The 23,941-nt window shown below is 70.1% G+C and carries 29 protein-coding genes and 1 pseudogene; 25 read left to right on the forward strand and 5 right to left on the reverse strand.

Going from position 1 to position 23,941, the window contains the following annotated elements; genetic code table 11:
- Nucleotides 1-21: 21 nt before the first annotated feature.
- Complete coding sequence (locus LJ657_RS08045; RefSeq protein WP_232647695.1) at nt 22-1,734, reverse strand: chitinase; 1,713 nt, start codon at nt 1,732-1,734, stop codon at nt 22-24.
- A gap of 265 nt (nt 1,735-1,999) precedes the next feature.
- Between LJ657_RS08045 and LJ657_RS08050 the strand changes: the two genes are divergently transcribed.
- The 14 genes from LJ657_RS08050 to LJ657_RS08115 all read left to right on the forward strand — a co-directional run bounded on the left by LJ657_RS08050 (nt 2,000) and on the right by LJ657_RS08115 (nt 13,808).
- Nucleotides 2,000-2,860 (forward strand): hypothetical protein, encoded by an 861-nt coding sequence (locus LJ657_RS08050; protein ID WP_372487827.1) that lies wholly within the window; start codon nt 2,000-2,002, stop codon nt 2,858-2,860.
- A 93-nt stretch (nt 2,861-2,953) separates the two neighbouring features.
- Entirely contained in the window at nt 2,954-3,661 is a 708-nt protein-coding gene (gene cpaB, locus LJ657_RS08055; RefSeq protein WP_232647696.1) for a Flp pilus assembly protein CpaB, read from the forward strand.
- 9 nt (nt 3,662-3,670) lie between these two features.
- Nucleotides 3,671-4,918: a CpaE/TadZ family protein gene (locus tag LJ657_RS08060; RefSeq protein WP_232647697.1), complete on the forward strand. Its 1,248-nt coding sequence runs from the start codon at nt 3,671-3,673 to the stop codon at nt 4,916-4,918.
- Nucleotides 4,919-4,923: 5 nt separating this feature from the next.
- Nucleotides 4,924-5,322, forward strand: a complete 399-nt coding sequence (locus LJ657_RS08065) for a pilus assembly protein (RefSeq protein WP_372487828.1) — start codon at nt 4,924-4,926, stop codon at nt 5,320-5,322.
- Nucleotide 5,323: 1 nt separating this feature from the next.
- Entirely contained in the window at nt 5,324-5,701 is a 378-nt protein-coding gene (locus LJ657_RS08070) for a TadE/TadG family type IV pilus assembly protein (RefSeq protein WP_232647698.1), read from the forward strand.
- Between the two features lie 23 nt (nt 5,702-5,724).
- On the forward strand, nt 5,725-7,062 hold the full coding sequence (locus LJ657_RS08075) for a TadA family conjugal transfer-associated ATPase (protein WP_232647699.1): 1,338 nt from the start codon (nt 5,725-5,727) through the stop codon (nt 7,060-7,062).
- A gap of 10 nt (nt 7,063-7,072) precedes the next feature.
- Nucleotides 7,073-8,017, forward strand: a complete 945-nt coding sequence (locus tag LJ657_RS08080) for a type II secretion system F family protein (protein WP_232647700.1) — start codon at nt 7,073-7,075, stop codon at nt 8,015-8,017.
- A 46-nt stretch (nt 8,018-8,063) separates the two neighbouring features.
- A complete protein-coding gene (locus LJ657_RS08085) occupies nt 8,064-8,951 on the forward strand; it encodes a DUF5936 domain-containing protein (protein ID WP_232647971.1) in 888 nt (295 codons plus the stop codon).
- Nucleotides 8,952-9,012: 61 nt separating this feature from the next.
- Complete coding sequence (locus LJ657_RS08090) at nt 9,013-10,566, forward strand: sensor histidine kinase (RefSeq protein WP_232647701.1); 1,554 nt, start codon at nt 9,013-9,015, stop codon at nt 10,564-10,566.
- 65 nt (nt 10,567-10,631) lie between these two features.
- Nucleotides 10,632-11,573, forward strand: a complete 942-nt coding sequence (locus tag LJ657_RS08095; protein WP_232647702.1) for a response regulator transcription factor — start codon at nt 10,632-10,634, stop codon at nt 11,571-11,573.
- Between the two features lie 160 nt (nt 11,574-11,733).
- Complete coding sequence (locus LJ657_RS08100; RefSeq protein ID WP_232647703.1) at nt 11,734-11,934, forward strand: Flp family type IVb pilin; 201 nt, start codon at nt 11,734-11,736, stop codon at nt 11,932-11,934.
- Nucleotides 11,931-12,530: a pilus assembly protein TadG-related protein gene (locus tag LJ657_RS08105; protein WP_232647704.1), complete on the forward strand. Its 600-nt coding sequence runs from the start codon at nt 11,931-11,933 to the stop codon at nt 12,528-12,530. Before LJ657_RS08100 ends, LJ657_RS08105 begins: the two co-directional genes overlap by 4 nt.
- A 34-nt stretch (nt 12,531-12,564) precedes the next feature.
- A complete protein-coding gene (locus LJ657_RS08110; RefSeq protein WP_232647705.1) occupies nt 12,565-13,146 on the forward strand; it encodes a hypothetical protein in 582 nt (193 codons plus the stop codon).
- A gap of 8 nt (nt 13,147-13,154) precedes the next feature.
- Entirely contained in the window at nt 13,155-13,808 is a 654-nt protein-coding gene (locus tag LJ657_RS08115; protein WP_232647706.1) for an OmpA family protein, read from the forward strand.
- A 78-nt stretch (nt 13,809-13,886) separates the two neighbouring features.
- Here the strand turns inward: LJ657_RS08115 and LJ657_RS08120 are convergent, their stop codons facing one another.
- Nucleotides 13,887-14,174 carry a GntR family transcriptional regulator gene (locus LJ657_RS08120; protein WP_232647707.1) on the reverse strand — a complete coding sequence of 96 codons (288 nt, stop codon included), beginning with the start codon at nt 14,172-14,174 and terminating at the stop codon, nt 13,887-13,889.
- 161 nt (nt 14,175-14,335) lie between these two features.
- Here LJ657_RS08120 and LJ657_RS08125 point away from each other — a divergent pair, with 161 nt between their 5' ends.
- The 6 genes from LJ657_RS08125 (at nt 14,336) to LJ657_RS08150 (ending at nt 17,160) form a co-directional block, all read left to right on the forward strand.
- On the forward strand, nt 14,336-14,674 hold the full coding sequence (locus LJ657_RS08125; RefSeq protein WP_232647708.1) for a hypothetical protein: 339 nt from the start codon (nt 14,336-14,338) through the stop codon (nt 14,672-14,674).
- Nucleotides 14,675-14,906: 232 nt separating this feature from the next.
- Nucleotides 14,907-15,101: a hypothetical protein gene (locus LJ657_RS08130; RefSeq protein ID WP_232647709.1), complete on the forward strand. Its 195-nt coding sequence runs from the start codon at nt 14,907-14,909 to the stop codon at nt 15,099-15,101.
- A 94-nt stretch (nt 15,102-15,195) separates the two neighbouring features.
- Complete coding sequence (locus LJ657_RS08135; protein WP_232647972.1) at nt 15,196-15,735, forward strand: Uma2 family endonuclease; 540 nt, start codon at nt 15,196-15,198, stop codon at nt 15,733-15,735.
- A 128-nt stretch (nt 15,736-15,863) separates the two neighbouring features.
- Nucleotides 15,864-16,148 (forward strand): Arc family DNA-binding protein, encoded by a 285-nt coding sequence (locus LJ657_RS08140; RefSeq protein WP_232647710.1) that lies wholly within the window; start codon nt 15,864-15,866, stop codon nt 16,146-16,148.
- A complete protein-coding gene (locus LJ657_RS08145; RefSeq protein WP_232647711.1) occupies nt 16,145-16,537 on the forward strand; it encodes a PIN domain-containing protein in 393 nt (130 codons plus the stop codon). Before LJ657_RS08140 ends, LJ657_RS08145 begins: the two co-directional genes overlap by 4 nt.
- Nucleotides 16,538-16,629: 92 nt before the next feature.
- Nucleotides 16,630-17,160, forward strand: a complete 531-nt coding sequence (locus LJ657_RS08150) for a GNAT family N-acetyltransferase (RefSeq protein ID WP_232647712.1) — start codon at nt 16,630-16,632, stop codon at nt 17,158-17,160.
- 193 nt (nt 17,161-17,353) lie between these two features.
- On the opposite strand, the gene LJ657_RS08155 is transcribed toward LJ657_RS08150, so the two are convergent.
- On the reverse strand, nt 17,354-18,079 hold the full coding sequence (locus LJ657_RS08155) for an SDR family oxidoreductase (RefSeq protein WP_232647713.1): 726 nt from the start codon (nt 18,077-18,079) through the stop codon (nt 17,354-17,356).
- Nucleotides 18,080-18,183: 104 nt separating this feature from the next.
- Between LJ657_RS08155 and LJ657_RS08160 the strand changes: the two genes are divergently transcribed.
- The gene (locus tag LJ657_RS08160; RefSeq protein ID WP_232647714.1) at nt 18,184-19,032 is read left to right on the forward strand and encodes a LysR family transcriptional regulator; all 849 of its coding nucleotides are present in this window, start codon (nt 18,184-18,186) and stop codon (nt 19,030-19,032) included.
- A gap of 50 nt (nt 19,033-19,082) precedes the next feature.
- On the opposite strand, the gene LJ657_RS08165 is transcribed toward LJ657_RS08160, so the two are convergent.
- Nucleotides 19,083-19,457: a DUF192 domain-containing protein gene (locus tag LJ657_RS08165; protein WP_232647715.1), complete on the reverse strand. Its 375-nt coding sequence runs from the start codon at nt 19,455-19,457 to the stop codon at nt 19,083-19,085.
- Nucleotides 19,458-19,592: 135 nt separating this feature from the next.
- Here LJ657_RS08165 and LJ657_RS08170 point away from each other — a divergent pair, with 135 nt between their 5' ends.
- The 4 genes and pseudogenes from LJ657_RS08170 (at nt 19,593) to LJ657_RS08185 (ending at nt 22,503) form a co-directional block, all read left to right on the forward strand.
- Complete coding sequence (locus tag LJ657_RS08170) at nt 19,593-20,387, forward strand: prepilin peptidase (RefSeq protein ID WP_232647716.1); 795 nt, start codon at nt 19,593-19,595, stop codon at nt 20,385-20,387.
- 97 nt (nt 20,388-20,484) lie between these two features.
- A pseudogene (locus LJ657_RS08175) lies at nt 20,485-20,646 on the forward strand (dihydrofolate reductase family protein); the annotation flags it as partial.
- Between the two features lie 74 nt (nt 20,647-20,720).
- Nucleotides 20,721-21,593 (forward strand): LLM class flavin-dependent oxidoreductase, encoded by an 873-nt coding sequence (locus LJ657_RS08180; protein WP_232647717.1) that lies wholly within the window; start codon nt 20,721-20,723, stop codon nt 21,591-21,593.
- Between the two features lie 118 nt (nt 21,594-21,711).
- Nucleotides 21,712-22,503 carry a class I SAM-dependent methyltransferase gene (locus LJ657_RS08185; protein WP_232647718.1) on the forward strand — a complete coding sequence of 264 codons (792 nt, stop codon included), beginning with the start codon at nt 21,712-21,714 and terminating at the stop codon, nt 22,501-22,503.
- Nucleotides 22,504-22,506: 3 nt separating this feature from the next.
- On the opposite strand, the gene LJ657_RS08190 is transcribed toward LJ657_RS08185, so the two are convergent.
- Nucleotides 22,507-23,661 (reverse strand): winged helix DNA-binding domain-containing protein, encoded by a 1,155-nt coding sequence (locus LJ657_RS08190; RefSeq protein ID WP_232647719.1) that lies wholly within the window; start codon nt 23,659-23,661, stop codon nt 22,507-22,509.
- Nucleotides 23,662-23,941: the final 280 nt, after the last annotated feature.

Consider the following 23,941-nt stretch of genomic DNA (forward strand, 5'->3'; position numbering starts at 1 on the left):
AGACACCTCAGTCCAAGGCTGCTACGGCAGCCCATGCACATGCGCGCCCACCGAGCCCGACCACGAATCCCCCGCAGCCGCATCCCAGTTGGTCGACCACGTCATCGCGCCCCGCAGGCCGGGGTACGTCTTCGACGGCTTGAAGGAGCCGCAGTTCGTGCCGGCCGTCAGGCAGTCCAGGGCGTTGTTCACGACCGTCGGGGAGACGTAGCCGCTCCCCGCGGCGCTCGTCGAGGCCGGAAGGCCCAGGCCCACCTGGGACGGCGACAGGCCGCCCTCCAACTGGATGCAGGCCAGTGCCGTCAGGAAGTCCACGGACCCCTGGCTGTACACCTTTCCGTCGCAGCCCAGCATCGAACCGCTGTTGTAGTACTGCATGTTGACGACCGTGAGGATGTCCTTCACGTCCAGTGCGGTCTGGAAGTACGCGTTCGACGTCGACTGCATGTCGATCGTCTGCGGAGCCATCGTGATGACGAGGGACGAGCCCGCCTTCGACGACAGCGACCGCAGCGCCTGGGACATGTACGTCGCGTTCAGACCGTTCTCCAGGTCGATGTCGACGCCGTCGAAGCCGTACGTCTGCATCAGGGAGTACACGGAGTTCGCGAAGTTCGTCGCCGACGTCGAGTCGCTCACCGACACCGTGCCGTTCTGACCGCCGATGGAGATGACGACCTTCCTGCCCGCCGCCTGCTTGGCCTTGATGTCCGCCTTGAACTGGTCGACCGTGTAGCCGCCGAGCCCCGCCGAGTCCAGGTTGAAGGTCACGGCACCCGGCGTCGTCGTGGCGTCGGCGAAGGCCACGGCGATGATGTCGTACTGGGACGGGACGTCGGAGATCTTCTGGACCGTGGCGCCGTTGTTGAAGTTCTGCCAGTAGCCGGTGACCGCGTGCTTGGGAAGTGCGGTGCCACCGCCGCCCCCGGAGGACGCGGTCGTCGTGCCCGTCACCGCCGTCGACCTGGCCGACTCACCCGCCGAGTTGGTCGCGCTGACCTGGAAGGAGTACGAGGCCGAGGCCGCGAGGCCGGTCACGGTCGCCGAAGCCCCCGTCACCGCCGTCACCTTCGCACCGTCCCGGTAGACGTTGTAGCCGGTCGCGCCCGAGACCGCGTTCCAGGCCAGGGAGACGGAGGAGGAGGTCGTACCGGACACCGACAGACCGCCCGGCGTGGACGGGACCGTCGGTGCCGGGTCGCCGCCTCCGCCGCCGTCCGGGCCGTACACCGACACGTCGTCCGCGTAGTACGCGGCCTGGCCGTACCAGCCGTGCGTGTACACCGTCACGGAGGTCGTGGCGGACCCCGTCGTGAAGCTCGTCGTCAGCTGCTTCCAGGAGGACGAGTCCGGGGTCCAGGCCGACACGTCCGTGGTGCCCGTGCCGGTCACGCCCAGGAAGGCGTAGCCGCCCTGCACCCAGGCGCTCAGCGAGTACGTCGAGTTGGGCTTCACCGCCACCGTCTGGCTGCACTGGGCGTCGTCCTGCCCGGCCGGGGTGGCCTTGAGCGCGGCCGCGCCGCCGTGCACGGGGGAGGAGACCGTCGTACCGCTGCTCGCGGAACAGGTCCAGCTGCCGAGGCCGGACTCGAAGCCGGCGTTCCTGGCGTTGTTGACGTCCGCTGCGGACGCCTGGCCCGTGCCCGCGAAGGTGAGGGCGAGGGCGGCGGTGACGGCTCCTGACAGGAGCCGCGCTGTCGACAGCCGTGCTGCCGATCGTCTCTGTGGGGACATGACAACAAGTTGGTCCAGACCAATCCGCCTGTCAAGAGGTCCAGACCAAACGGTCCCGGGGTTCGGTTCGGGATCGGCGAGATGCTCGAACCTGCCCCGTTTTGACGCAACTTGTGAATCGGCAGTTGCCCATCAGCTACACAAACGCTGTTCTCCGGCCACAGAGGCGTGGATACAGTGCTGAGGTAGTCACGGAGTGAAGTCACCTCGGTGTACCGGAGTAACGCGGCCGGTTCGCCGACGGGCGTACCACGGGGAGCTGCGCGTGCCAACTGCCATCGCCGTGACCAGTGCCGACATGGCGCTGCCACCGCAGGACGAGCGGACCCTGCCTGCCGTCGTCCTGCAGGACCTGGACAAGCAGCCGCTGGAACAGGCGCTGGCGGGTGTGCAGGGTCTGATCGACCAGCACGGGCATCTGATCGTCGTCTGCTCACAGGCGGTCTCGCCGGAGACGGGCCGACGGCTCCACACGATCCGCTCTCTCCTGGAAACCGACCGTATCGCCCTGTTCCGCCCTGCTCTGCCACCACTCGGACTGGCCGTCCTGGCCCGCCAGTTGCGGCAGCTGGCCTCCTGCGACCTCGGCCCCGGCGTGCTCGCCTCCGCCGGCCGTCTGCTCACCCACTACATCCACGCCGGAGCGCTGCTCGGCTCGGTCGCCCGCCTCGACCGCGTCCACGTCGGACTCAGGCAGCACGCCAAGTCCTGGGTGCCGGGCCAGCACTTCGCCGTCCTCGCCCATCCCGAACCGCAGTTGGTGAAGCTCGCCCCCGGCATCACCCTGGCGGGCCCGGAGTTCGGCACCTCGATGCTGGTCGCCAAGGGGCAGCTGCAGTCGGACTGGGTCACCGCGAGCCTCGTCCCGCAGTGGAACGCCCAGGGGCTGCGCGAGACGGTGCTGCCGGCCGAGTCCGCGGCCTGGTGGGGGACGGGCAAGCTGATCGAGTTCGCCGCCTTCCTGCCCGACCTGTCCGTGCTGTACCAGCTGGTCACCTCGGTACGGCAGGGCTCCTGCCACTGGTGCGGCATCGACGTCATCGGCGACCGCTGTGTCTTCTGCTCCGCCGGCCCACCACCCGTCCTGGAGAACCAGAACCAACTCCCCGCGGGGAGAGGCTCCTGAACGGCATGAACCGGCGGCCCGCCCCGCCGTAGGCGTACCGCCCGCACCATCCCGTCCGCTCGACCGATATCCCCCAATGAGGTTGTACGGTTCATGAACTCCCGTCAGCGCCGTGGCGTGCTACTCCTGCTTCTGTCGGTCGTCTGCGCCCTCGGCGCGTTCGTCGGCGTCCTGTCCGTCATCAGTGACGTGAAGTCCCAGGTCGGGCCCAAGGTCACGGCGTACGAGGTCAAGAGCGACATCAAGCCGTACGCCGGCCTCCGCGCGGACCAGTTCGTGAAGACCGAGATGCCCAAGCGGTGGCTGTCGGCGAACGCGGTCACCGATCTCGCCGGCATCCGCGGCAAGGTCGCCATGACGACGCTCAAGAAGGGCTCCCTGCTGCAGAGCGACATGATCGCCGATCAGCCCGCTCTGCAGCCCGGCCAGCAGGAGGTCGCCATCATGATCGATGCGGCGACCGGCGTCGCCGGCAAGATAACGCCGGACTCCAAGGTCAACGTCTACGCCACCTTCGAGGGACAGAAGCAGGGCGACCCCGATCTGTCCAAGATCATCGTGACCAACGCCAGGGTCCTCGACGTCGGCGACCTCACCTCGCTCCAGCCCGACGCCGACAACCGCACCGGCCAGTTCACCAAGGCCGTCCCCATCACTTTCGCGCTCTCCGCGCTGGACGCCCAGCGCCTGACGTACGCGGAGTCCTTCGCCAAGCGGGTCCGGCTCGCGCTGGTCGCGCCGAGCGAGACCGGCACCATCCCCGAGCAGGACCGCACGTACCAACTCGCCAAGGACAAGTGAGAGGCCCCTATGCCCACGAGGATCCTCCCGGCAGTCGGTGACGTGGACGCGGTCCGGTCCATCACGACACTGCTCAGCCAGCTCCCGGACGCCGAGCCGGTGACCCCGGTCGTCGACTCGACGCAGCTCGTCGACACCCTCGCACGTCTCGCCGCCGAGTCCGTCGACGAGCTGCCCGAGGTCGTGGTGGTGCACGAACGGATCGGCCCGGTCCCGGCACTGGAGCTCATCCGCGAGGTGGCCCTGCGCTTTCCCGCGGTCGGAGTCATCCTCGTCACCTCGGACGCGAGCCCCGGCCTCTTCCAGGCGGCGATGGACTACGGCGCCCGGGGCCTGGTGGCCCTACCGCTGAGCTACGAGGAGCTGGCCAGCCGCGTCCAGGCCGTCGCGCAGTGGTCGGTGGGTGTACGGCGTCATCTCGGCTCCGGCGGCGACGTCTTCACCGGCGTCGGCGGCACCGTCGTCACGGTGAGCGGCGCGAAGGGCGGCGTGGGCGCGACCCTGACCGCCGTCCAACTGGCGCTGGCGGCACAGGCCTCGGGGCGCAGCACCGTGCTGGTGGACATGGATCTGCAGGCCGGGGACGTGGCGTCGTATCTGGACGTCCAGTTCCGCCGCTCGGTGGTGGACCTGGCGGCGATCACCGACATCTCGCCGCGCGTGCTCGCCGACGCGGTCTTCCGCCATGACACGGGCCTCGCGCTGCTGCTCGCCCCGGGGGAGGGCGAACGCGGCGAGGAGGTGACGGACCGGGCGGCCCGGCAGATCGTCAGCGCCCTGCGCTCCCGCTACGAGGTCGTCGTCGTCGACTGCGGTGCCCAGCTGGGCGGGGCGGGGGCGGCCGCGGTGGAGATGGCCGACACGGCGCTGCTGGTCGCGACACCGGACGTGGTCGCGGTGCGCGGCGCCAAGCGGACCGTACGGATGTGGGACCGGCTGCAGATCCGCAAGGCCGAGGAGACCACGGTGGTCGTCAACCGGCATTCGCGCGGTACGGAGATCCAGCCGCCGCTGATCCAGAAGATCACGGGCACGGCGGTCGCCGGGACCGTCGTCCCCGCCAACTTCAAGGAGTTGCAGGGGGCGGTGGACGCGGGCCGGGTCCACGAGCTGGACAGCAGGGGTGCGGTGAAGCAGGCGCTGTGGGCGCTGGCGGGGGAGCTGGGGCTGGTCAAGGCGGCGGAGGGGGCGCAGCGGGGCGGCGGGCGGTTCCGGGGGGACCGCGGGTCGGTGAGTTTCCGGCGGCGCAGGGACTGATGGGGATGGGGATGCGGAGGCTGCTGCCCAAAGAGCGGGACCGGGACCGCGGGCAGGTCACCATCGAGTTCCTGGGCATGATGCCGACGATCATCATCACGCTGGTGGTGCTGTGGCAGCTCGTGCTGGTGGGGTACGCCTTCATCCTCGCGGGGAATGCTGCGGACGAGGCGGTACGGGCGGGCACGGCGGCGAAGGTCGACCGTGACGGCAAGTGCCGGCAGGCGGGGCTGGCCAAGCTGGGGGGCGCATGGAGCGAGGGTGCCGAGGCGGGCTGCACGACCGGGAACGGTTATGTCAAAGCCGACGTCAGCATCCACGTCCCCGTCCTCTTCCCGGGCGCGATCAGCCTCCCGTTCACCGTGCGGGGCCACGCGGGTGCCGTAGAGGAGGCGAAGAACTGACATGCCGTACGCCCGCAGAGTGCGCGTCCGCGACCGCGGCCAAGTCGCCATCGAGTACCTGGGATTCCTGCCCGTCCTCCTGATCGTCGGCATGGCGGTCGTGCAGCTCGGGCTGATCGCGTACACCGCACAGCAGGCCGGTACGGCGGCACGGGCCGGGGCGCGGGCGGAGTCGCTGAACCCGGGGACGGCTCAGGACGGCTGTGTGAACGCGATCAGCGGCGGGCTGTCCGTCTCCTGCACCGCCGCGCCGAACGCCGACACGGTCACCGTCACCGCCACCGTCCAGATCCCGTCGATCGTCCCCGGCTGGGACTTCGACCCCGCCAGGAAGACCGCGACCATGCCGCTCGACTCGACCCACTCGACCACCGGCTGACGCGGGAACAAGGAGCACCGACGATGAGCCTGCGCGCACGCATCAACACCCCCGAGGAGAACGGTCATCGGGGCGAGGACGGCCACCTGGTCGCCTCCTACCGGGCCAAGCTCCTGGAGGAGATCGACCTCGCGGAGATGAGCGCGCTGGCCGCGGCCGAGCGCCGCGCCCGGCTGGAGCGGGTGCTCGGGCACATCATCAGCCGCGAGGGCCCCGTGCTGTCCACGGTCGAACGCTCGCAGCTGATCCGCAGGGTGGTGGACGAGGCCCTGGGCCTCGGCATCCTGGAGCCGCTGCTCGAAGACGCGTCGATCACGGAGATCATGGTGAACGGCCCGGACGCGATCTTCGTCGAACGAGGCGGCCGGGTGGAGCAGTTGCCCCTCCGCTTCCCCTCGCACGACCAGCTGATGCAGACCATCGAGCGGATCGTGTCGACGGTCAACCGGCGCGTGGACGAATCGAACCCCATGGTCGACGCGCGCCTCCCGTCCGGCGAGCGAGTGAACGTGATCATCCCGCCGCTGTCCCTCACGGGCGCCACCCTCACCATCCGCCGCTTCCCGCGCTCCTTCACGCTCCAGGAGATGATCGGCTTCGGCTCGCTGGACGAGCCCATCCTGTATCTGCTGGCGGGCCTGGTGCAGGCGAAGTGCAACGTGATCGTGTCCGGCGCGACGGGCACGGGCAAGACGACACTGCTGAACGCGCTGTCGGGCCTGATCCCCGAGACCGAGCGCATCATCACCATCGAGGACTCGGCGGAGCTCCAGCTGCAGCAGGGGCATGTGATCCGGCTGGAGTCCCGCCCGCCGAACGTCGAGGGCAAGGGCCAGGTCACCATCCGCGACCTGGTGCGCAACTCGCTGCGTATGCGCCCCGACCGCATCGTCGTCGGTGAGGTCCGAGGCGGCGAGTCCCTGGACATGCTCCAGGCGATGTCGACGGGCCACGACGGATCGCTGGCCACGGTGCACGCGAACAGCGCGGAGGACGCGCTGATGCGGCTGAAGACCCTGGCATCGATGTCCGAGGTCGAGGTCCCCTTCGAGGCGCTGCACGACCAGATCAACAGCGCCATCGACGTGATCATCCAGCTCACCCGCTTCGCCGACGGCGCCCGCCGCATCACCGAGATCGCGATCCTCGACAGCCACGGCAGCGAGCCGTACCGCCTGGCGACGGTGGCCCGGTTCAACGCACAGCCGATGGCCGCCGACGGCCGCGTCTACGGCGCCTTCGAATACTTCCCGCTCCCACGCCGCACCGCGGACCGCCTCTACATGGCGAGCCAGCCGGTCCCTCAGGCGTTCGGAGTCGCCGACTCCGCAGCACAGCTCGCCATCCGAGAAGCCAGGTAGGAACCGTCCGATGGATCTGCACACCCTAGTCCTGCTCACCACCGGCATCACCCTGCTGACCTGCGTCCTGGCGGTCATGGGCCTGCACTCCTACGCCACCGGCAAGGCCCAGCGCCAGGCACTGGTCGACCGCCTCTCTGCCGCCGGGCAGATACCGGTGGGCGGCCGTCGGCGGCGCTTCCGCAACCTGGACCGCCGCCTGCGCCGTACGGGACTCGGCAAGAAGCTGGAACTGCGGCTGGCGGCGACGGGCCTGGACATCACGCCGGGCGAGTTCTTCGTCTACATGCTGGCGACGGTGGCGGGCCTGTGGCTGATCGGCCAGGCGTCCCTGGCGCCCTTCTTCGGACCGCTGGCCGGGCTGCTGGGCATCTGGTTGGCGCTGCAGTTCCTGAACTGGCAGCGGCAGAAGCGGATCGAGAAGTTCATCAACCAGCTGCCGGAGCTGGCCCGGATCATGGCCAACGCCACCCAGGCCGGTCTGGCGCTGCGCACCGCGATCGGGATGGCGGCGGAGGAGCTGGAGGCGCCCGCGGGTGAGGAACTCGCCAAGGTCGCCAACCAGTTGGCGCTCGGCGCGTCCATGGACGACGCCCTGGGCGAGCTGGCCGAGCGGTTGCCCTCGCGCGAGCTGGTCGTACTCGTGACGACGCTGGTGCTGTCGAACCGGGCGGGGGGCCAGGTGGTCACCGCCCTGCGCAACCTCACGGACACGCTGGAGGAGCGGAAGGAGACGCGACGTGAGGTCCGCACCCAGCTCTCCCAGGTCAACATGACGTCGTACGCCGTGCCGGTGCTCGGCGTGGGCTCCCTGTTCCTGATGAACGGCGTCAAGCACGGCGCCCTGGACCGGATGACGGGCTCCCCCGTCGGCCAGGCCGCGGTGATCATCGCCTTCGCGCTCTACGCGGTCGGATTCATCCTCATCCGCCGCCTGTCCCGCATCGACGTCTGAGACGCCCGAGCGTTCCGAGAACTCTGGAGGGAGGACGGCCATGGGACTGGGACTTCTGCTGGCACTGGTGATGGGCCTCAGCGTCTGGGGCATCTTCGCCGGCATCCGCATGTACCGCGCGGACGTCAAGCTGCCCGGCGACCTGCTGCTCGCCCTGGAGGTGGGCTCGACCCGCACCGGCGCGGTCGACTCGCTCATCGACCGCCTCGGCATGCGGTACGCGCCCGCGGTCCTGCGCCTGATGGGCCCGAAGCTGGTCTCCAGGTACCGCCGCAAGATCGACCTCGCGGGCAACCCCGGCGGCCTGACCATCGACCGCTATGCGGCCCGCCGGGCGGTCTACGGCTTCCTGGGCGCCGTGGGCGGCCTGGTGTTCCTGATGAAGGGCAACTTCATCCTGGCCGTCGTCCTGTTCGCCTTCGGCGCCTTCTGGACGGAGGTCGGCATCTGGTCGGCGATCCGCATCCGCAAGGACGTCATCGAGCGCACGCTGCCGGACTTCCTCGACGTGCTCGCGGTCGTGGTGAGCGCGGGCCTCGGCTTCCGTCAGGCACTGGACCGGGTGGCCTCGAAGTACGAGGGCCCCTGGGCGGACGAACTGCGCATCACCCTGCGCCAGATGGACCTCGGCATGAGCCGCCGCCAGGCCTTCGCGGAACTGCGTCGCCGCAACGACTCCGAACAGGTCGCGATGTTCGTGTCGGCGCTGCAGCAGGGGGAGGAACTGGGCGCCCCGATCGTCGACACACTCGTGGCCCTGGCGAAGGACATGCGCCGCACGGACGCACAGAACGCCCGGCGCAAGGCGGCCCGCGCGGTCCCCAAGGCCACCATGATGATCACCACCTTCATGGTCCCGGCCACGATGATCCTCCTCGGCGCCGGCCTGATCCTCGGCTCCGGCACCGACTTCGGCTCGCTCACGGGCAAGTAGGGACGGGGGACGGACGAGAGCCATGGCGACGACAGAGGAACGCGAGGGACGGACGAGAGCCATGGCGACGACAGAGGAACGCGAGGGACGCACGCGGCTGCTACGACGACGCCGGAAGTCCCCGGCGATCACGACCCCACCGGCGGGCACGGCCCTGCCGCCCCACGCCCCTCTGCCTGCCCTGCCCGCGCAACCGCACACCCGGAGACCGGTAGTCGCCGATGGCGGTCAACCCCCACAGGGGCCACTCGCACTCGACGAGGAAAGCAGTACGGGTGGTGCGGCTGGGAACCCGAGCCCGTCCGAAGGCCGGGCGCCCACCCACGCACCCACCCACGCACCCGCAGGGGCACCCGCACAGGCACCCGCACCGGAACCCGCGCCCGGCGACATCACCATCCCCCTCCAGGTCAACGCCCTCCAGGCCATGTGCAGGCAGGTGTTCGGCTTCCGCCTCGCCATGATCGCGCTGGCCGCTCCCGCCGCCCTCCTCAACGCCGCACCGGGCCTGGCCACCCGCCTCGTGGGCGCGGCGGTCGTGGTCACCTTCATGGGCTCCTACGTCCTCTTCAGGGACTGGGAGCGCTTCGGCCCCCTGCTCCTACGGCACCCCACGCTCCTCGCCCTGGACATGCTCTTCGGCTCCCTGCTCCTCGTCTCCGCGGGCCCGGACACCACCCTCGCCTACGTCAGCGTCTGCACCCCGCTCCTGGCCGGCATCGTCTACGGCTGGCGAGGTGCCGCGGTCTTCGCGTCCCTCCAGTCCCTGATCCTCCTCTTCGTGCACGCGGCGTCGAAGGAGCACCTGCACACCGGCCCCGCGGAGACCCTGCTCCTGCCCGGACTCTGTGTGATCGCGGGCGCGGTCGGCTCGGCCCTGCGCAACCTCATGTTCCGCTTCGGCGCAGCGACCCAGGCCCTGACCACCGTGCAGGCCCGCCTGGCGGTGACGGAGGCGATCGGCGCCGAACGGGCGCGCCTGGCAAGGGAGATGCACGATTCCGTGGCGAAGACCCTCCACGGCGTGGCGCTGGCCGCGGACGCCCTGGCGGGCTCGGCGGGCAGCCCCCACCTGGACGCGAAGCTCGTCAAACAACAAGCCGAACTGGTCGCCCGCTCGGCCCGCCGGGCCGCCGCCGAGTCCCGCGAGCTCCTGGCCGACCTGCGCCGCGAATCCGACCCGGACCACGCCACCGACGTACTGGTCGAACTGGCCGCCTGCACAAGGGACTTCAGCAGCCGCACCGGCGTCCCGGCCGCGTACCGCCTCACCGGCGACGACTCCGTCCCGCCCGTCCCGCCCGCAGTCGCCCGCCAGCTCCTCACCATCGCCTCGGAGGCCATGGAGAACGCCCACCGCCACGCCGCCCCGACCCGGGTGGACGTCCGCGCAGGCGTCCACGGCGGCATCCTCCGCATCACCGTCCAGGACGACGGCCGCGGCCTGCCCCCCGGCACCACCCTCGAACAACTACGCCGGGCAGGCCACTTCGGCCTGGTCGGCATGGTCGAACGGGCGGCGACCGTCGGCGCCCACATCAGCATCGGCCGCGGCGCCCACCCCAACGGCACGGAGGTCTGCCTGGAACTCCCGCTGGCGGCGCTGACGACGTAGACATCGCCTCCGCACCCATCCCCCCACACACGACCAGACGAAAAGACGAGAGAGGAGGCCGCCCGATGCCGGACCCCACGACTCCCCACCCAGGTCCCCAACAGACGCCACCCCACAACCCGTTCGAGGCATCCCCGCCGCCCGCGCCGCTCAAGGTCGTGGTGGCGGACGACAACCCCGTCGTCCGAGCGGGCCTGACGGCTCTCCTCTCCGGCCGCGCCGACATCACCGTGGTGGCGGAAGCGGCCGACGGCCGCCAGGCCTACGAAGCGGCCCTGCAGCACCACCCGGACATCGTCCTCCTGGACGTGCGCATGCCCGGGGTGGACGGCATCTCGGCGCTCCCGTACCTGGTGCGGATCGCGCCGGTCGTCATGCTGACGTACAGCAGGGAGTCGGAGATCGTCGAGGAGGCCCTGCGCCGGGGCGCCGGCGGCTACCTGGTCCACGGCGAGTTCACGGCGGACCAACTGGTCGCGGCGGTATGGGGCATCAAGGAGGGCAGGGCCCACTTCACCCCGACAGCGGCGGGGGCTCTGCTGGAGCAGCTGCGCCAGGGGCAAGGAGGCCCGCCGCTTCCAGAGGGTCTGGGTAGTGCAACTGCATACGATGATGAGCACCCAGCACATTCGCATTCGCCTACTCAAAATCCCATCCCACCAGCAGACTTAGCTGCACCTCCCACTCCGACCTCCACTATTTCTTCAAAAAACCTTTCGCAGATGCAACCGCATATGGGACAGTCGTCGTCTGGGTGGTCGAGTGGCCGTGCTGCGGCTGCTCCCGACAGAGCAAGGTTCCAACTGAGCACGAGGGAGGCGGAGATCATGGACCTCATCGCGTCCGGAATGAACAACCAGCAGATCGCCGCCACCTGCTTCATCAGCGAGAAGACGGTCAAGAACCACATCAACCGCATCTTCGCGAAACTCCACAGCACCAGCCGCTCGGAGGCGGCCGCCAAGTGGCTCGGCACCGCGCCCGGTTCAGGCCGAGGGGTGGGGTGACCAGAGGTGACGGCAGGGGGGAACGGGAAGCCACGAGGTCGTGGCCGGACCATGCTCTGGGCCCTTGATTGGGCCCTGGGGCCCTTCAACGGGAGGGGTGTTGCACCGTACGGTTCTCGTGCCGAGAGCGGCACGGAGATCCGACCCGGAGGGGAACACCATGAGCAACTGGATCAACACCACTGTCGCCTACCTGCAGACCCGCGCCGCCCGCAACGACAAGGGGCAGACGGCGGTGGAGTATCTGGGGATCATCGCGGTGGTTGTGGCGATCGTGTTGGCCATTACGGGGACGGACATCGGCAACACGATCTACACCGCGATCACGGACAAGATCAACCAGGTCATCGGCAATGGATGAAGTTGCCTCGTAGGTACGACGACGCAGGGCAGGCTTTCCCCATCTACATCACAGTGGTGGCGGGCCTGCTCTTTCTCGCGTTCGCGTACCTTGCGGTCGGCCAGGCCGCGGCAAATCGGAACGGGGCCCAGACGGCAGCCGACGCGGCTGCTCTCGCGGCGGCGCAGGACACCCGGGACACACTCGCAGGACAGTGGCTGGACGTCGTACGCGACCCCACGAAGTGGCAGGACATCCTTGACGGACGAGCGGCGGTTCTCGACGGCTGTCCGCGTGCGGACCAGCTTGCGGCGCAGAACGACGCGCAGATGCTCGGTTGCGACGGGCAACTGTCGAACCTGAGCTACACGGTCCAGGTCAAGACGGACAAGTCCGTCGGAGAGTCGATCGTCCCTGGTACGGAGAACAAGCACTCCACGGCATCCGCCAAGGCCGTGATCGAGCCACTCTGCACGTTCGACCTCCCCGGTGAGCACGCCGGGGATGCTGTTTTGCCGGGGCTCACCTGTAAGGACAGGAATTGGGTTCTGAAACCGGACGACCCTGCTGGTCTACCAGAGCCCAAGGACCTCTTCGACGTCCATCTGGCCGACTGACAAGCGAACGACGAGTGACGAAGGAAGCAGAGGCATGAGCATTCGGTTCACAACGAAGGCCCGCAGGGGGATGGTCGCGTTGACCGTTGCGGCGGGACTGGCCGTCGGTGTGGCCGGCTGCGGCGGAGGCGGAGACGACGGCAAGAAGCCGGAGTCGTCGGCCTCCGCTTCTCACAACAGCGGATCTCAGCCGAGCGCTCAGCAGGGGCAATCGGACACGCCCTTGGCCGAATTGAAGGGCTCGGAGGGGCTGCTTCTGCAGATCACCTCTGCCCAGCGAGATTCCGGCGGCTTCGTCACTGTGAGCGGCACCCTGAAGAACGATGGTGCTCAGAGGGTCACGGTGCCCGCAGCAGTGCGGGGCAACGAGACCGAGATCATCCGGAACGGAATGTCGTTCGGCGGGGCAACTCTCGTCGACAGCCAGAGCAAGAAGCGCTACTACGTGCTGCGTGACACGGAAGGGCGGCCCCTTACGACGACGGGCTTCACCTCGCTCAAGGCGGGCGAATCGATGGCCGTGTTCATGCAGTTCCCGGCACCGCCGACCAGCACCACCCAAGTCACCTTCCAGCTGCCGACGTTCGCTTCCGCCTCGATCGAGATCTCCGGGTGAGGCGCACAATGACCCACACTTCACCGCGAGCGGGGGCGCCGCGACTGGCCTTGGTCATCACCGCCGCCTCCCTCATGGTCGCCACCAACCTCGTCGGCGCCGTGACCGCCCGCGCCGACGACACCCCGAGCATCCCGCCCGGCACCGAACCATCGGCCTCGGCCCCGGTCAAGGTCGACCCCAACGACCCCGACCTCAAACTCCCCGAGGGCGCCACCCTCGCCGCCCCCAAAGTCCTCGACATCAAGTCCGTCGTAGAGGACCAGAGCGGCGACGAACGCCGTGAGGACACCAACTCCGACGTCAAGTTCGCCCTCCAGGCCGAGGTCCTGTTCAGCAAGGACAGCGCGAAGCTGAGCGACGAGGCGAAGTCCCGTATCGCCGGGATCGCGGAGGAGATCAAGAAGCAGAACGCGACGAAGGTCCGCGTCTTCGGCTTCACGGACAACCTGGGCTCTTCCGCCCACGGTGACGTCCTCTCCCGGCAGCGCGCCAACGCCGTACAGGACGTCCTGGACCAGGAGCTGAACGACCCGAACATCACCTTCGAGGTACGCGGCTACGGCGAGCAGTACCCGATCGCGGACAACTCGACGGAGGCGGGCCGCAGGAAGAACCGCAGGGTCGAGGTCACGTTCCCGCGGAGTGAGAGCCGTAACTGACGCAGACCACACGAGATACGGGAACGAACTGAGCTTGCCGCACCCTGTTGCGTGCGAGTGACGGACCCGGTTGTCCCGTCAACCGTCGGCCTTGTCGATCTCGGCTGCGTCGGCTTCGGAGGTACCGGTCGGCAGCTTGGGGACCACGTAGGACCCCTTACCGGACACGGTGTAGATCAGGCCGCGCTCTCGTAGCTCCCGCATGGCGCGGCGCACGGTCATATGGGCGATGCCGTATTCCTCGGCGAGCCGGAGTGATGCGGGAATCATGCGGTCAGGAGCGTATTCCCCGCTGCGGATCCTGGAATCGATCACGTCGGCGAGCTGCATGTAGAGCGGTCGGCCGGATTCGGGGTCAAGAGACATGTCTCGAACATAGGTAGGTGTGCCATGCTCGGCATCTCCAGCTCTAGCTATAGCTAGATGCATCAAGCTGCGTCACGCTATCGTTGGCTCACGCAAGAACCCCCGCGACCGTCCGACCGGTCCGGGGGCATTGGCCACCAACCCCATGGAGGTTGACGACAGTGAGCATTATCCACGCGATGGCCCGCTGGATCCTGGGCGTGCTCGCGCCCGGCACCGGGACCCGCCGAGCGACCGGACGCCCCGCCGCACCGGCCCCCGCCCGAGCCGCGAAGCCGCCCCGCCCCACATCCGTGCCGCTTCCCACTCACCGCTCCCCGTACGGCCTGCCCGTACCTCTCGACGGCCGAGCGACCGCCCCGATCCGCCCATACGTGCTGGCGGCCGAACGGGACCACGAGCGGGAGTGTGCCCGGCGGCGCCGGATCACCCTGGTCCTGGCGGCGGACTTCGGTATCGACCTCGACCGGCACGTGGTCGGCGCGGAGAGGGCGGCGTGATGGGGACGCGAGACCCGGGCGCAGAGCGGGAGCCGGGTCCGACCACCGCGCGGCAGGCAGGGACGCGACCGCCCGTACGGATGTGCGTGCGCTGCCAGGTGACCACCGAAAACCCGGTAGTGGTGTGCGTGGTGCACCAGAACTCGGGGCCCGGTTTCACCGTGTACGCCTGTCGGGCGTGCGCCTCGTACTTCCCGCCGTCGGACGTGTCAGCCCGAGCAGGGGGTGAACGGTGACGGCGCGCAGTACGGCGGACGCGACTGTGCTGTCGGCGGAGTGCGCCCTGGCAGGGCGGCCCGGATACGAGGACGTACACGGCGCCTGCCGTCAGCTGCGGGACGTGGTGCTCCCGCACAGTCCGGGGCTGCTGCTGGAAAGCCGGTGCGGCTGCGACTGTCATCCCCTGACCGGGGAGGGCGAGCGGTGACAGCCACTGGCTTTTCGTCCCGTGGAGGAAGGGGACGGGCGGCTCGTGCCCGGCCACCCATAATGCCGGTAGGAGGTGAACGGCCGTGTCCATCATGAGCGACCTGATCGAGCGGGGCGGTATCCCCGAGGGCTTCAAGGTCGAGGTCTTCGGCGGAAGGGTGATCATGACCCCGCAGAGTCCGGAGCGGCACTGGACCGTCAGGGATGTCGAGAGTGCGGTCTCGGCCGCGGGCATCGCTCGTGAGCGGGTCTTCGGCGACGTACTCATCACGTTTCCCGGCGAGAACGACGCCGCGCCGGACCTGACGATCATCGGATTCGACGCCGAGCGGCGGAAGAACAGCTACTCGTGCATCGACGTGCTGGCGGTGGTCGAGGTCCCGTCCGAGCCGGAGGACGAGAAGGACTACGTGCGGAACGTCCGGAAGTACGGGCGTTTCGGGGTCGACTTCTACATGATCGCCGACCCGTTCAAGCAGACGGTCACGCTGATGTCGGAGCCGCACGCCTCGGGGTATGGGCGGGTCATCGAGATCCCGTACGGGCAGCCGGTCGGTTTCACACTGGCCACCGGGGAGCGGGTGAAGATCGACACCGGTACTTTCCCCACGCGTGCCGCAGATGGGCGATGAAGTCGGGTTCACCCGGCGGAAGACGGCTTCCAGTACAAGAGCTCCGTTACTGAGCAGGACGCTGACTCACGAGCAGAGAGGGTGAGGGCGTCTCGACGCTAGGCGTATACGCGACGTATACTCCCGGCGTGTCCGATGTCATGATCCGCGTACCTGCAGAAGTCCGTGACCAGCTCGCCGCCGTGGCGGAGGCGAGGGGGACCAGTCTCCGTGCCCTCATGCAGGAGATAGCTGCTCAGACGCTGACTCCGGAGCAGATCAAGGAGCGGGCCGACCGTACCCGTGCTCTGCTTGCCGAACGGTTCGGGCATTACGTGACGGACGAGGAGTCCGCGGAAATGCGACGCAAGATGCGAGAAGCCACCGCCGCTCATCGGGCCGCGCACGCAGAGGCGGAGGAGTCGGCGCGTTGAACTTCGCCGAGCACTATGTCCTTGACAGCGCCACGCTGCAGGCAATGGGCGGCAACAAGCAGGTCTCCGGTCTCATCCATGCGGCGGCGGCCAGCGATGACGTCTACCTGTGGGTGCCGGTCCTGTGTCTGCTGGAGGCTGAGCGCGAGCGCGCGGGGATCGTCGCTCACGCGGGGGTGCTGCTGGACGTGCTTCGCGTCATCGATGACGACTACGCAATGGCGGTGACCGTGGCCGAGCTGTGTCGGGACGGCGTCGGCTTCGGCGTTGCGGCAGCCGTACATTCCGCGCGGCCGAACCCGACTCTCCCTGAGGGTGCGGTGGTGGCCACGGTCGCGCCGGAGGCCTATTCGGGGCTCGGCGTCGGAGTCATGGACCTGAATCGCTGACGGACTGCCGGTATGTTGCGTTGTCGCCGGGCGGCCCCGGTGGCAACGCGCTCCGGCGGAACCATGAGTCGGGCCGGCCACGTCGTCCGATCGTGACGACTTCCCGGATTCTGCTGCGAACTGCGAGCCTCGACGACCTGGACCGGATCACCGACCTGCACACCCAGGCACGCACCGCGTACTACCAGGCAGGCGGGTTCTCGGAGCCGGAGCTCACCTCTCCTGAGGCACGCTCCAGGCGGCGGGAGATGTGGATGCGCGCCCTCGAGAACGACACCACCACGGTGCTGTGCGCAGCGAGCGGAGGCGAGGCCGTAGGCATCCTGGCGATGGGCCCGCCCCTGGATCCTGACGTGGACGCCGCAACTGCCGGCCAGCTCTACCAGATCCACGTGCGCCCCGGGAGTTGGGGACAGGGGATCGGCAGCCGGCTGCACGCGGCATTCGTGCAGGGGCTTCGCGATGCGTCCCTGACGACCGGCGTGCTCGAAGCGTGGGAGCGCAACAGCCGGGCCCACGCCTTCTACACCCGGCACGGATGGAAGCCCGACGGGCACCACCGGCCCGGTCCGGCTGACGCGAACTACGTCCGCATGCGCCTTGAGTTGAGTCCCTCGGCCTGAGCACCTGAGCTGGGGGTCTCTCATGCCGGAGGCGGGAGCATATGGCTTCCTCGCCTCGTAGGCAGCCACCCGCTGCGTCGTGCTGACGCGAAGGGTCCAACGGCGGCATCCTCGGCGCGGTTCTCGTCGCCGCCATGCAGCGCCGTCGAGCCGGTGCCCGGCGGCGCCGATCCAGCCGGACGTTCGGGTCACGTCACCACGGCACCTCCCCCGCGTCCTCGAAGAACCCACCGGTCGGGCCGTCGTCCGGCAGGGTCGCGAGGCGGATGGCGATCGCCGCGCCCTGTTCCGGGGTGCGTACGCCGCGGAAGCCGTTGAGGTCGGTCGCGCAGTAACCGGGGCAGGCGGCGTTGATCAGGATGTTCGTGTCGCGCAGCTCCCTGGCGTACTGGACGGTGACGGCGTTCAGGAACGTCTTCGACGGTGAGTATGCGACGGCGATCGGGCCCGTTTCGCTGCCGGGAGTGGTCTGCCGGGTGAGGGAGCCGACGCTGCTGGACATGTTCACGATCCGCGGCGACGCCGACCGGCGGAGCAACGGCAGCATCGCGTTGGTGACGCGGATGACGCCGATCACGTTGGTCTCCACGGCCGCCCGCACCGTGTCGGGGTCGACCGTGGTGGGTGTCTGCGGCATGCCGCCGGTGATCCCGGCGTTGTTGACGAGCACGTCGAGTCGTCCGGCGCGCTCCTCCATCAGCTCGGCGGCTGCGGCAACGCTCGCGTCGTCGGTCACGTCGAGCGGTACACCGAACGCGTCGACGCCGGCCGCATGCAGCTTCTCCACCGCGGCCTCGCACCGCTCCTCGTTCCGGGCGGCCACACCGACCCTCCAGCCGAGGGCACCCAGCCCGGCCGCGATCTCGTACCCGATCCCCTTGTTCGCGCCGGTCACCAGCGCGATCGTCTGTTCGCTCATACGGCCCATCCTGTCCGCGCCCGGCGGGAGCGGGCCAACACCGATCGGGTGCCCAGCGATACCGCAGGGGTATCGATCCCGGTCGGGGCCGGTACGCTGGCGCCGTGGAGACGCGTGAGCTGCGGTACTTCGTCGCCGTCGCCGAGGAGCTGCACTTCGGCAGGGCCGCACAGCGGCTCGGGATCGCGCAGCCCCCGCTGTCGCGGACGATCAGCCAACTCGAACGGCGCCTCGGAGCGGTGCTCCTGGAACGCACCAGCCGCACGGTCAGCCTGACCGAGGCCGGAGCGGTGCTCCTGCGGGAGGCCCGCGCCGCACTGGACGCGGTCGAGGCCGCCGAGCGTCGCACCCGCCGCGCCGCGCTCGCCGCGAGCGGCCGGGCCGGCGCGGTCCTAGCCTCGAAGGCCGGCGCGTCCAGCGAACTGCTGGCGAAACTGCTCGACAGCTACGCCGCCGAACCCGACGCGGTCACCATCGAGGTGCTCCTGTGCGGAATCGGCGAGCAGGAACGACTGCTGCGCGACGGCCGGGCCGACGTGGCTCTGCTGCACCTGCCGTTCGACGCGACGGCAGGGCTCGACACCGAAGAACTCTGCACGGAGCGACAGGTCGCGATCCTGCCGGCCGGGCACCCTCTCACCGGCCGGCCCCACGTGCACATGGCGGAAGTCACCGGGTTGCCCGACCTGCCGATGCCGCGCTGGCCCGGCCGGGACGGCAAGTACCCCGACGGTCCCGGTCCGCAGGCCCGGGACCATGCGCAGTTGCTCCAGCTGATCGCGCTCGGCCGCGCCTGCTGGATCGCGCCGGAGTCGTGCCGGGCCCAACTGCGCGACGATCTCGTCGCCGTGCCGGTCCTGGACGCTCCGACGGTCACTACGGTCATCGCCTGGCCACCGCACAGCCGCTCCCGGGCCGTCGCCGGCCTCGTCCGTACCGCGACACGTCTCTAGCGGACGGCACGTTCTGACGGGGCGCGGATTCGGGCCCACGGGCCCTTCAATCAGGCGTCCACCGCCACCTCCACCCGCACCCCCACCCTGACCCCCCACCCCTGCATCGCCCCGGCCGCCGACTCCAGCACATGCCGCGAGCGGAGCCTGGGCAGCCCCAACCGCCAGGGCTTCATGGTGTGTACGGCGATCACGGTCAGGTCGCGGTCGAGGTAGGCGACGTCGATGGGAATGCGCATCCGGAAGGTGTGCACGCTGTTCGCGGGGGAGAGCAGCATCGCCCCGTCCACCGAGTCCCGCCCCAACAGCCCTTTGGTGCGGGCACGGTAGGAGGTGGCGACCTCCAGCGGAACGGCGACAGCGCCCGCCCCACCCCCCGTACGCACGATCAGCCTGCCCTGCCCGTCCCGCCATTGCCGCCCCATCCCGAGGCCACCTCCCACCGCCGCCACCGTCTCCTGGCCGTCCCGAACGTATCGGCTCCACCGCGCACGGGAGTAGGCCCCGCATGGGCCCGGAGACCCATGCCGCCGGGCCCGCGCCGGGCATAAGGTCCCGCCGTGCGCACACTCCTCACCCTCGTGGCGGCCCTGTGGGGCACGGGAGCGGGCCTGCTCGTGCCCCGCGCGGCCCACCGCTTCTCGGTCGACCCGGGTCAGCCGTGGAGCGACCGCTGCCCGGCAGGACACCGGATCACGGGCACCTTCGCCGGCTGGCTCGGCAGAGCGGACTGCCGACAGGGCTGGGAAGCGGACTGCCGACAGGGCGGGGAAATGGCAGGGACGGAGGGGACAGGGCTGTGCGGCCCGTACGGTCCGAGCACCGTCGCCGTCGTCACCACGACGGCCCTCACCTGTACGGTCCTTGCCGCCGCAGCCGGCCCCCACCCCGAGACGGCCGTCTGGGTGCTCCTCACCCCCGTGGCGGTTCTGCTGACCCTCGTCGACCACCGGGTGCACCGCCTCCCCGACGTCCTTACGCTGCCGCTGGCCGCTGCGACCGCCGCGCTCCTGGGTATCGCCGCCGCCCTCCCCTCCGCCACGGGCTCCTGGCCCACGGCCCTCCTCGGCGGCCTGGCCCTGGGCGCTGCCTATCTCCTCCTCTTCCTGGTCAACCCGTCCGGCATGGGCTTCGGCGATGTGAAGCTGGCCCTCGCCCTGGGCACGGCCCTCGGCTGGTACGGCTGGCAGATCCTGCTGACGGGGGCCTTCGCGGGTCTTCTCTACGGCTCGGTCTACGGCCTCGGCACGGTCGTCGCACGCCGCGCGGGCCGCAAGTCGGTCATTCCGTTCGGCCCGTTCATGATCGGCGGGGCGTTCACCGGGCTGCTGCTGGGCGCATTCGCGACGGCCTGACCGCGCGGGGCACCGCGCGGACGACCGGTCCCCGCGTACGGTGAGCAGCGACGACCGCTGAGGGACAGCCCGGGAACAGCTCAGGGCGAGGTGGCCGATGGCGAAGGTCGTGTACTCGCGGACGCTCCAGCACGCCGAGTGGAACACCACCGTCGTCCGGGACGTCGTACCCGAGGAGGTCAGGGCGCTCAAGGAGCGGTCGGGCGGGGATCTCGGGCTCGGTGGGGAGTTCCTGCGGCTCGGGCTCGTCGACGAGTACTACGAGCCGGGCACCAACGGCGATGGTGCATAAAGGAGTTGTCCGTTTCGTTCCCGCCCCGGTAGGAAGAAGCCATGACTGGACTCGGCGCTGTGTTCCGACCCCAACTGCCCCCCGAGCGCCTTCGGGACGTCGCCCGCCTCGCGGACGAGAGCGGTCTCGAGGAACTCTGGCTCTGGGAGGACTGCTTCCGGGAGGGTGGGATCTCCACCGCCGCTGCCGCCCTCGCCTGGACGGAGCGACTGCGGGTGGGCGTCGGGCTGCTGCCCGTGCCGCTGCGCAACGTCGCGATCACCGCCATGGAGGCCGCCGCGCTGCACCGGATGTTCCCGGGGCGCCCGGTCGTCGCAGTCGGGCACGGGGTGCAGGACTGGATGGGGCAGGTGGGGGCGCGGGTCGAGTCGCCCGTCACGCTGCTGGGTGAGCACCTTGTCGCGCTGCGGGCCCTGCTGGGCGGTGAGCGGGTGACGGCCGAGGGCCGGTACGTCCGGCTCGACGACGTCGCGCTCGACTGGCCGCCCGCCGGACCCGTGCCCGTGCTCGCCGGTGCCACCGGGCCGCGCTCGCTGCGGCTGGCCGGGGAGGCGGCCGACGGCACGGTCCTCACCGCGTCGACCACGGCGGACGGCGTACGGCGGGCCCGTCGGCTCATCGACGAGGGGCGGGAGACGGCCGGGCGCACCGATCCGCACCAGGTGGTGGTGTACCTCCTCACCGCCACCGGCCCCGACGCCGCCGCCCGGCTCCGGGCCGAACTCGTCGACGAGGGGCTGGAGTCCGTCCCCGACGTCGGGGTCGCCGGAGACGCCGGTGCCGTCGCCAAGGCCGTACAACGCCTCGCGGACGCAGGCGCCGACAGCGTGATCCTGCAGCCGACGGCCGACGAGCCCGACCCCGAGGACTTCGTACGCTTCGCGGCGCAAGAGGTCAGACCGCTGGTCCCGTGACCGAGCCGCGCCCCGAAAGGGGCGCGGGGCTGCATCGATATGCGGCTCCGCCACGCGGGCGCGACCAGCCACGAAGGCGCCGCAGCTGACCCAAGACCTCCGACAGGACAGATCACTCATGCCCCGCAGGGAAAACCGCCGCTTCGAGGCCCTCCTCGCCGAAGGCACCACCGTCCCCACCGACGGCTGGGACTTCTCCTGGTTCGAGGGCCGCGCCACGGAGCAGCGGCCGTCATGGGGTTACGCCGTCTCGCTCGCCGACCGCCTCGCCGGGGCCACCGCCGCGCTGGACGTCCAGACCGGCGGAGGCGAGGTCCTGCACTTCGCGCTCGGCCGGGCCGAGAAGGCACCGCTGGTCACCGCCGTGACCGAGGGCTGGCCGCCGAACGTCGCCAAGGCCACCGCCCTGCTCCGCCCCCGCGGCACGGTGGTCGTCGCCGTGCCCGAGGACGCGCCGCTGCCCTTCGCGGACGGCGCCTTCGACCTCGTCAGCAGCCGGCACCCGGTGACCCCGCACTGGACGGAGATCGCCCGCGTCCTGGAGCCCGGCGGCACGTACTTCGCCCAGCACGTCGGCCCGAACAGCGTCTTCGAACTCGTCGAGTACTTCCTGGGCCCCCAGCCCGGCCCGTCCCGCAGCACCCGCCACCCGGACCGCGAACGCGCCGGCGCCGAGGCCGCCGGCCTGGAGATCGTCGACCTGCGCGCCGAGCGGCTCCGTATCGAGTTCCACGACATCGCAGCCGTCGTCCACTTCCTCCGCAAGGTGATCTGGATGGTCCCGGACTTCACGGCCGAGGCGTACGACGACCGGCTCCGCACGCTGCACGAAAAGATCGAGGCCGACGGTCCGTTCGTCGCTTACAGCACCCGTCACCTCGTCGAGGCCCGCAAGCCGCACCACCGGTGAGCCCTACGCGTGCGCGCCCGACACGACCTCGCCCACCACCAACTCGGCCTGTGCCTGCAGCACTTCACCCACCCGCTCCGCCTGCTCGCCCACCTCCCGCTCCTGCCGCGCCGTCAGCCGCCCGAGCGGCTCCACGGTGACGGTCGTACGACGTCCACGGCGCCGCTGGTGCCATACCCCCGCCACCACGCCGTCCACCAGCAGCACCGGATAGTTGCCCGCCTGGCCGCCCGCCAGCGCACGTCGGTACGCGGCCCCCGGGAACAGCAACTCCCGCGGCTGTGCGGCGATGCCGTACGCGTCGAAGTACGGCAGCAGCCGGACCCCGCGCACCCGCCCCAGCGGGAACTCCGTGTCGCCCGCCACGACCCAGCACCCCGTCGCCCCCTCGAAGACGACCTCCTCGATCTCCCCCGCCCCGGCGAGCGTGCCGAACAGCCTGACGGCCCAACCCCCGGGCGCCGCCAGCCACCTGGCGAAGTTCTGCGGCGTCGCCGGGCCGTAGGCGCGCAGGTAACGGCGTGCGAGCTCGCGCACCGCCTCGTCCGGCGGCAGCGGCGTGAAGTGCGGCGGGCGGGTGTACGTCACCTTGCGGCCCCGGTTCGGTCCGAAGCAGAGGGCGCCGGACTGGCCGGCCCGGTGCAGCACCTGCCGCCAGCGCGGCCACAGGTCCTGGAAGGCGGGCATCACCCGGTCGCCGGCCCAGGAACCGGTGCGTGCGACGACCTCCTCGCCCAGCTCGTCGACGGTCAGGCACGTGCCTTCCAGGGCCTCCCCGATGGCGGCCACGATCTGCCGTGCCTGCTCCTCGGTGACCCGCACGTCCGGTGCGGACCGGCTCGCGGCCGACGGTACGGCGGGCAGCGCCGAGCACCAGAGGGGCAGCTCGCGCGCGGGCAGCAGATGTACGGTCCCGCGCGGGCCGTGCGTCTTCACCAGCGCCTGCTCGTCCCACAGCGCGGCGCGCACCTCGGCCCGGGTCGTCCCGGCCGCCCGCACCCCCACCGACACCTCGGCGGCGGACAGCACCTGCGCATGGGCGGCGAGCATCGCGTCGACGACATCGGCGACCGCCGTGCCCCGGTCGGCGGGGGTGGCCAGGAACTGCCGTTCCAGTCGGCGCGCGCTCGCCTCGTTCCAGCTGATCCTCAGGGTCATGGGACGACCGTAGGACTGAATGAGGACGGTTTCTGGCCTAGATCGCGGCTCCTGTCCTGGATCGCCGTTCCGGGGCCGGCGGGGCTGACGGGTGCTGACGCGGGTGGTTCTCACATCGTTATCCCCTCGAGTCGATTCCGGCCCCATGCGTCACGTAAGTTCAGACCAATGCAATTCGCGTGAGCAAAGCGGCGCGGCGGCACCGCGCGGTGGAGGGGGCTGCGCGGTGCCGTATTCGCGTCAAATCGGCGTTCGCGGGTCGGGTCACCCGGCTGGGGGA

It is taken from the genome of Streptomyces guryensis (assembly GCF_021261325.1).
GTDB classification, from domain to species: domain Bacteria; phylum Actinomycetota; class Actinomycetes; order Streptomycetales; family Streptomycetaceae; genus Streptomyces; species Streptomyces guryensis.